Origin of the sequence: Hyphomonas sp. CACIAM 19H1, from assembly GCF_003325995.1 — a bacterium.
GTDB classification, from domain to species: domain Bacteria; phylum Pseudomonadota; class Alphaproteobacteria; order Caulobacterales; family Hyphomonadaceae; genus Hyphomonas; species Hyphomonas polymorpha.
Window position 1 is genome coordinate 1608479 of record NZ_CP016437.1, and the last position, 6482, is coordinate 1614960.

Here is a 6482-nt window from a genome sequence, read left to right on the forward strand (position 1 = left end):
TCAGATCCCTTCAAGGCTCTTGCGAGCCGCTCTCAGTTTCTCCCGCCGCGCGGTCCAATCACGGATGCGCTCCCGGTTTTCCTCGACAATTTCTTCGGGCGCCTTGGCCACGAAGTCAGCATTGCCGAGTTTCTTTTCGGTGCTGGTGATGTCCTTGTCCAGCGTGGCGATTTCCTTGTCGAGGCGTTTGCGTGCCTCGGCCACATCAATCAGATCTGCGATGACAAGGGCCGCCACCGTTGATCCGACCACGGCGGAAACGGCGCCTGCCGGCATTTCATTTGGCAGCGTCACATCTTCCACGCGCGCCATGCGGCGAAGGATTTCCCCATGCGCCTCGGCGCGCATGATATCGCCATTGCTGGCATTGACGAAAGCAAGCGGCACCTTGGCGCCGGCCGGCACGCCGAGATCGTTCCGCAGGGAACGGATTTCGGTGATGAGGTCGATCAGCCAGGTAATCTCTTCAGCAGCTGCCGCGTCGCGCCAACCGGTGGCTTTCGGCCAGGTCTGCAGCATCAGGAAACCCTGATCGTTTGCCCGCCCAGGGGCGCGGCGCTCCCACAGCTCTTCGGTCACGAAGGGCATGAAGGGATGAAGCAGTTTCAGCGCTTCATCGATAACATAACCGCAGACCATGCGCGTTTCGTATTTTGCGCCGTCATCCATGCCTGCGAGCAAGGGTTTGATCAGTTCCAGATACCAGTCGCACAGCGTGTTCCAGATGAAGCGGTAAAGCGCGCCAGCCGCTTCGTTGAAGCGGTATTCCTCAAGTCCGCGCGTAACGTCTTCCACGCAGGCCGAGAGCTCGCTGAGAATCCAGCGGTTGACCGGGCGTTCGATTGTGGACGGATCAATCTGACCTGGCGCGCCGCACTCGTTCATCTCGGCAAAGCGCACGGCGTTCCAGAGTTTGGTGGAAAAGTTCCGGTTGGTTTCGACCACCTGTTTCGACAGGCGAATGTTGCGGCCTTGTCCCGCCAGACGGCTCATCGAGAAGCGCAGCGCGTCGGCGCCATACTCATTGATGAGGTCCAGCGGGTCCATGACGTTCCCTTTGGACTTCGACATCTTCTGGCCCTTCTCGTCGAGGACGAGGGCATGGATGTAAACGTCCTTGAACGGAGCCTGGCCGGTGAATTCGATGCCCATCATCATCATCCGGGCGACCCAGAAGAAGATGATGTCAAAGGCGGTGACCAGCGTGGCCGTGGGGTAGTAGGTTTTCAGCGCCTCGGTCTCTTCCGGCCAGCCCTGCGTGGAGAAGGGCCACAACGCGGAGGAGAACCAGGTGTCGAGAACGTCTTCATCCTGAACCAGCTTTTTGCCTGGCCCAGCAGCCAGCTGCGCCTCTGCTTCAGAGTTGGCAACAAAGCAATTTCCGTCTTCATCATACCAGGCAGGAATCCGGTGGCCCCACCAGAGCTGGCGGGAGACGCACCAGGGTTGGATGTTGTCCATCCAGTTGTAATAAGTCTTGGTCCAGTTTTCGGGCACAAAGCGCGTAAGCCCGTCTTCAACCGCCTTGCGCGCCGGCTTGGCCAGCGTGCCCGCATCAACATACCACTGATCCGTCAGCCACGGCTCGATGACCACGCCGGAGCGGTCGCCGAAGGGTTGCTCAATCTTCAGCTTTTCGATCCGCTCAAGGAGTTCCAGGACCTCGAAGGTTTCAACTACCTTGTCGCGCGCCTTCAACCGGTCGAGTCCACGGAAATCTTCCGGAATGCCAGCTGCATCAGCCTCGGCGCCGCTGACGATGGCGGCAACGGATGTGAGAATATTCAACGGCGTATGGCCCGCGCGCTTGCCGACTTCAAAGTCGTTGAAGTCGTGTGCCGGGGTGATCTTCACCGCGCCGGAGCCTTTTTCCGGATTGGCGTATTCATCCGCCACAATCGGCACGCGGCGGCCAACGATGGGCAGCTCGACAAACTTGCCGATAAGGCCCTTATAGCGCTCGTCTTCGGGGTGAACGGCAACGCCGGTATCACCCAGCATCGTTTCGGGACGCGAGGTGGCAACCACGATATAGTTGCGCGTCTCTGTGCCAGCCGGATTGCCGTCTTCATCCTTGATCGGATGTTCATAGGTAGCGCCATCAGCCAGGGGATAGCGCAGGTGCCAGTAATGCCCGTCGACTTCCTTCTGCTCGACTTCGAGGTCGGAAATCGCGGTCTGGAAATGCGGGTCCCAGTTCACAAGGCGCTTGTCGCGGTAGAGCAGGCCCTTGCGGTAAAGCTCCACGAACACCTTGGTGACAGCCTTGGAGAGGCCTTCATCCATGGTGAAGCGCTCGCGGCTCCAGTCACAGGAGGCGCCGAGACGTTTGAGCTGGCCGGTGATGGCGCCGCCCGATTGTTCTTTCCATTTCCAGACGCGCTCAAGGAAGGCTTCGCGGCCCATTGTGCGGCGGTCCTGATTGCCTTCCTGGGCCAGCTGGCGCTCAACCACCATCTGCGTGGCGATGCCCGCATGGTCCGTGCCCGGCTGCCAGAGCACATTCTTGCCGCGCATCCGCTCAAACCGGATCAGCACATCCTGAAGCGTATTGTTGAGCGCATGGCCCATATGCAGCACGCCGGTAACGTTCGGCGGCGGAATGACGATGGAATAGGCCTGGGCGCTGGTATCGCCCGAAGGATGGAAGCAACCCGCTTCCTCCCAGGCTTTATAGAGCCTCGGTTCGGCTTCGGCGGGGTCAAATCTCTGATCAAGCATCGTTTTCGTGTGGGCTTTGCGGGCAGGGCATAAAAGAAAAGCGCGCCGGTTAAGGCGCGCCGTTCCCTATAGCAAGTTTGAGGGATGAGGCTAGCGCGCCATGCGGGCAATCCGCTGTACTTCGGCTTCCACCTTCTCTTCGACGATCCGGGCGAGGTTGGCATCGAGCCATTCCTTGACCATAGGCTTGAGAAGCTCGCGCACCAGGCCTTCCAGCGTGTTGTCGCTGCCAAGGTCCATCTTGGAGATCAGCTTGCCGAGCGCGCCGGCAGCTGATTCGGCAGTTTGTGCGTCCGTCAGAGGCTCATTTGCATAACGCGGTGCGGCAGGCATTTTCGGCTCCGGTTGAGGGGCGGGTTGAACAGCGCGGGGCGCGGGGCGGGGCGTAGGCTGGAAAGGCGGGTCGATCTCGGGTTCCGGCTCCGGCATCGGGGCGGGCGTAACGGCTTCCCGTGCCGTCGACGCGCCGAGAATTGCCTCGAAGGAAAATTCCGGGCCCTTGATCTGGGTGGTGAACTCTTCAGCCACTTCTCCGGCGATTTCGTCTGCCAGATCCGACTCGTCGCCCTCGAACATGCCGAGATCGTCAGCATCATTGTCGTACGAGAAGTTGGGACGGCTGCTGGACGGCTCAGCTGTCACTTCGCGCATGACGGGCCGCCCGGCGGTAGGCGCAGGACCGTCATCGGCAATGATCTTCCGGATCGATGCGAGGATTTCCTCCATCGTGGGTTCTTTATGTGCTTCGTTGGCCATCTCAGCCCCTCGCTGGCGGAATCACAATGTCTGAATACCACCGTTAGGCCGCCGGGGTTAACAAGCGTTTGACATTGTTAACGCCTGAGAGGCGAGTGGATCAGCCAATAGTGCCCAGTGCGCCGGTTGCGCGCAGCAGGTTGTGGGCAGCAACATAGGCGTCTCTTTCCGCCGCGACTAGTGCCAAGCGTGCTTCGAACAGCTGTTGCTCCTGATCCAGGGCGTCGAGGGTCGAGCGCACGCCAACGGCGAGTTCTTCCTGAGCACCTTCATAGGCGATTTCCGCCGCTTCGACCTGGCGGCGCGAGGCTTCGATTGAGCGCAGGGCGGCCTCATAGGTAAACCACGCCTGAGTGACCTGGGCGCGCACCTGGGTTTCCAGATTATCGATAAACCGGCGCGCCTGTTCGCGGCGCAGCTTGGCGCCTTCGGTCTGTGCCTTCACCACCCCGCCGGTGAGCAGGGGAATGCGCGCCTGTGCGAGCGCGGAAACGCTGGTGTCCCGCTGATCATTGCTGCCGAATGTTTCCTGAAGGGAGGCAGTGCCCACGAGGTTTACCTGCGGGCGGCCGTCGGCTCTTGCGGAATCGACGGCGGCGTCTGCCGCGCGGAGATCTTCACGCGCCGCAGCGATGCTGGGATTGTCCTTGATCGCCGTCACCAGCGCTGTCTCGAGGCTTTCCGGAAGCGGCGGCACAGGTGGAGGCGGGGCCAGATCGCCGGGGCGCAGCCCGGTCAGGTACTGATAATTGGCCTCACTGGCCTGGAGCGTGGCTTCAGCGCCGGCGAGTGCCGCGCGGGCGCCTTCGAGCCGGGCTTGGGCCTGTGCCACATCCGTCCGGGTGACAACGCCGACATCAAACCGGTCCTGCGCCGCGCGCACCTGTTCGCTGGTGACCTCCACATTGTTCTTGCGGATGGCAACGGCCTCACGATCGCGGACGACATCCATGTATGACGTGACCACCTGGAGAACCAGATCCTGGCGGGCGGCGGCAAAGCCGAGGTCAGCAGAGCTGATGCCCGCTTCAGCCTGCCGGATGCCGGCGGAAATCTTCCCTCCCGTGTAGAGGGGCTGGATGGCTTGCAGCTGGGCGGAAGCGACCGGGCGGTCTCCCACGCCGAAGGCGAACGGGCTGGTCGTGTCGATATATTCATAGCCGCCGCCGGCGGTCAGGTTGACGGTGGGCCGTCCGGCGCCGCGCGCGGCCTCAAGGTTCTGCCGGGCGATATCCGTGCGGTAGCGCTCGATTTCCAGCTGGGGGTTGGTCGCAAACGCAGAGGCAACCGCTTCCGGCAAGGTCTCCGCGAGCGCCGGTGTCGCCAAGAAGAAAGAAAGAAGGCTGGTGCCAATCAGCAGCCGGGGCGTGAGCTTACGCATGATGGAATACCCTGTTGGTCCTGTCAGCAGGGTATATAAGCTTTTCTTTTAATAAGGTGAACGCTGTTCACCAAAACATATGGACGCAGGGCGCCTTCAGAAGGTGAAGGCCGGTTTGCGGTCAAATTCCACAAGGCGTGGCGGGCAGGCATCGAAGCCATCGCGCGAGGAGAGGGTATCTCCGGCCTTGGTGAAGACCTTGCCGCGGCCCAGGCGCCCATCATCGGCGACCACTGCAACGAGGCGCCCCCCTTCGGAAAGCTGCGCGCCCCATGCTTCGGGCAGGGTTTCAACCATGCCGCATACATAGATGACGTCAAACGGCGCCTGTTCGGCAAGGCCGCTGGCCAGCTGGCCTTCTACCGGCGCAATGCGATCAAGGCCGAGCTCGGCAAAGCGGGTACCCATCGCGTCCACGAGGCCCGCCTTGTCTTCCAGCGCGATAACCGTGTCCGCCAGATGGCTGATGAGGGCAGCTTCGTAGCCCGAGCCTGCCGCAATCACCAGCACCACATCTGTTGGCTTGATCTGGGCGAGCTTGATCAGCTTGGCCGTATCGCGCGGCGTCCATAGGGACCGGCCGGGCGCTGTTTCGATTTCCATCTCGGAATAAGCCACAGAGCGGCGCGAGCTGGGCACAAACTCCTCGCGGGGGGTGCGCAGGAAGGCGGCCACAATCGCCGGATCGGTCACATCATTCGGGCGGATCTGGCTGTCCACCATGATTTCGCGCGCAAGGTCGAAGTCCATCTCAAAACGCCGTTTCTGAATCGCTGGATAGGTATGCCCCCTGTATCACGGCGGCTGCGCCGCGCAATGCGCAGGATCGCCGCGACATGCTTCTTCTGTGAAAGGTGATGAAAGGCCGATTGTCTCCGCGCCCAAGCGCTGCTAGAGGGCCTTTCTCCTGAGGCCCTATGGCGGAGTGGTGACGCAGCGGATTGCAAATCCGTGCACCCCGGTTCGATTCCGGGTGGGGCCTCCATCAACTTTCCCTGAAAATCCAGCCACCTTGCAGCCAGCATTCAATGCTGAACGCCGCTTTGCGCATTTATTGCAAATCGTTTACCCGGCATTAACCATTTCGGGCGAATTTGGGCATGTCTTCTCTTGGAGACACCCACCATCACCCAACGCCTTCGGCGGGAGCTTGTCTCCCGCCTCTTTTCTTTTGGGGTGAGGTTTGCCGGCGGGGCGGCGCTATCCACAATTCTGCAGCCTGTCGCAGCGGATTTTCTGCAGAAGGCGCTATTTGCCTCTTGAACCGGAAAGCCGGTCTGGCTATTCCCCCGTCTCCAGCTGTTCCGCGATAGCTCAGTTGGTAGAGCAGGCGACTGTTAATCGCCCGGTCGCAGGTTCGAGTCCTGCTCGCGGAGCCACTTCTCCCTTGTCCGGCCCGGACACATAGGTAACAGACTGTTCCGGAGAGATAGGTTACACTTTCGCCCCGAACGGGTTGTCTACAGTCTGTAGTGTCCTTGCCTCGAGATCAACATATCCGAGGTCATATTGCATGAACGAGACGAGCCATATTCCGTCATCGACTTCCTTCAGGCCGACGCGTTGACCGGCGAGGACTGAGGAGATGTTGATCTTCTTCCGGTGCATGCACAGGCGTCCGCAG

General features: G+C 61.0%; 4 protein-coding genes, 2 tRNA genes and 1 pseudogene. 2 read left to right on the plus strand and 5 right to left on the minus strand.

The features are described 5' to 3' along the window. The 4 genes from BBF93_RS07560 to BBF93_RS07575 all read right to left on the minus strand — a co-directional run bounded on the left by BBF93_RS07560 (position 1) and on the right by BBF93_RS07575 (position 5608). Positions 1-2721: a valine--tRNA ligase gene (locus BBF93_RS07560; RefSeq protein WP_114105508.1), complete on the minus strand. Its 2721-nt coding sequence runs from the start codon at positions 2719-2721 to the stop codon at positions 1-3. Between the two features lie 90 nt (positions 2722-2811). Further along, positions 2812-3477: a PopZ family protein gene (locus BBF93_RS19975; protein ID WP_051612322.1), complete on the minus strand. Its 666-nt coding sequence runs from the start codon at positions 3475-3477 to the stop codon at positions 2812-2814. A gap of 100 nt (positions 3478-3577) precedes the next feature. After that, the gene (locus BBF93_RS07570) at positions 3578-4858 is read right to left on the minus strand and encodes a TolC family outer membrane protein (protein ID WP_051612321.1); all 1281 of its coding nucleotides are present in this window, start codon (positions 4856-4858) and stop codon (positions 3578-3580) included. A gap of 96 nt (positions 4859-4954) precedes the next feature. Beyond that, positions 4955-5608 carry a protein-L-isoaspartate O-methyltransferase gene (locus BBF93_RS07575; RefSeq protein ID WP_035595541.1) on the minus strand — a complete coding sequence of 218 codons (654 nt, stop codon included), beginning with the start codon at positions 5606-5608 and terminating at the stop codon, positions 4955-4957. Between the two features lie 161 nt (positions 5609-5769). Here BBF93_RS07575 and BBF93_RS07580 point away from each other — a divergent pair. Together BBF93_RS07580 and BBF93_RS07585 are read left to right on the plus strand one after the other, a co-directional pair. Next, positions 5770-5843: transfer RNA gene (locus tag BBF93_RS07580), tRNA-Cys, on the plus strand. 318 nt (positions 5844-6161) lie between these two features. Then, positions 6162-6237, plus strand: a tRNA-Asn gene (locus tag BBF93_RS07585). A 55-nt stretch (positions 6238-6292) separates the two neighbouring features. On the opposite strand, the pseudogene BBF93_RS07590 reads toward BBF93_RS07585, so the two are convergent. Then, positions 6293-6482: pseudogene (locus tag BBF93_RS07590) on the minus strand (IS481 family transposase); the annotation flags it as partial.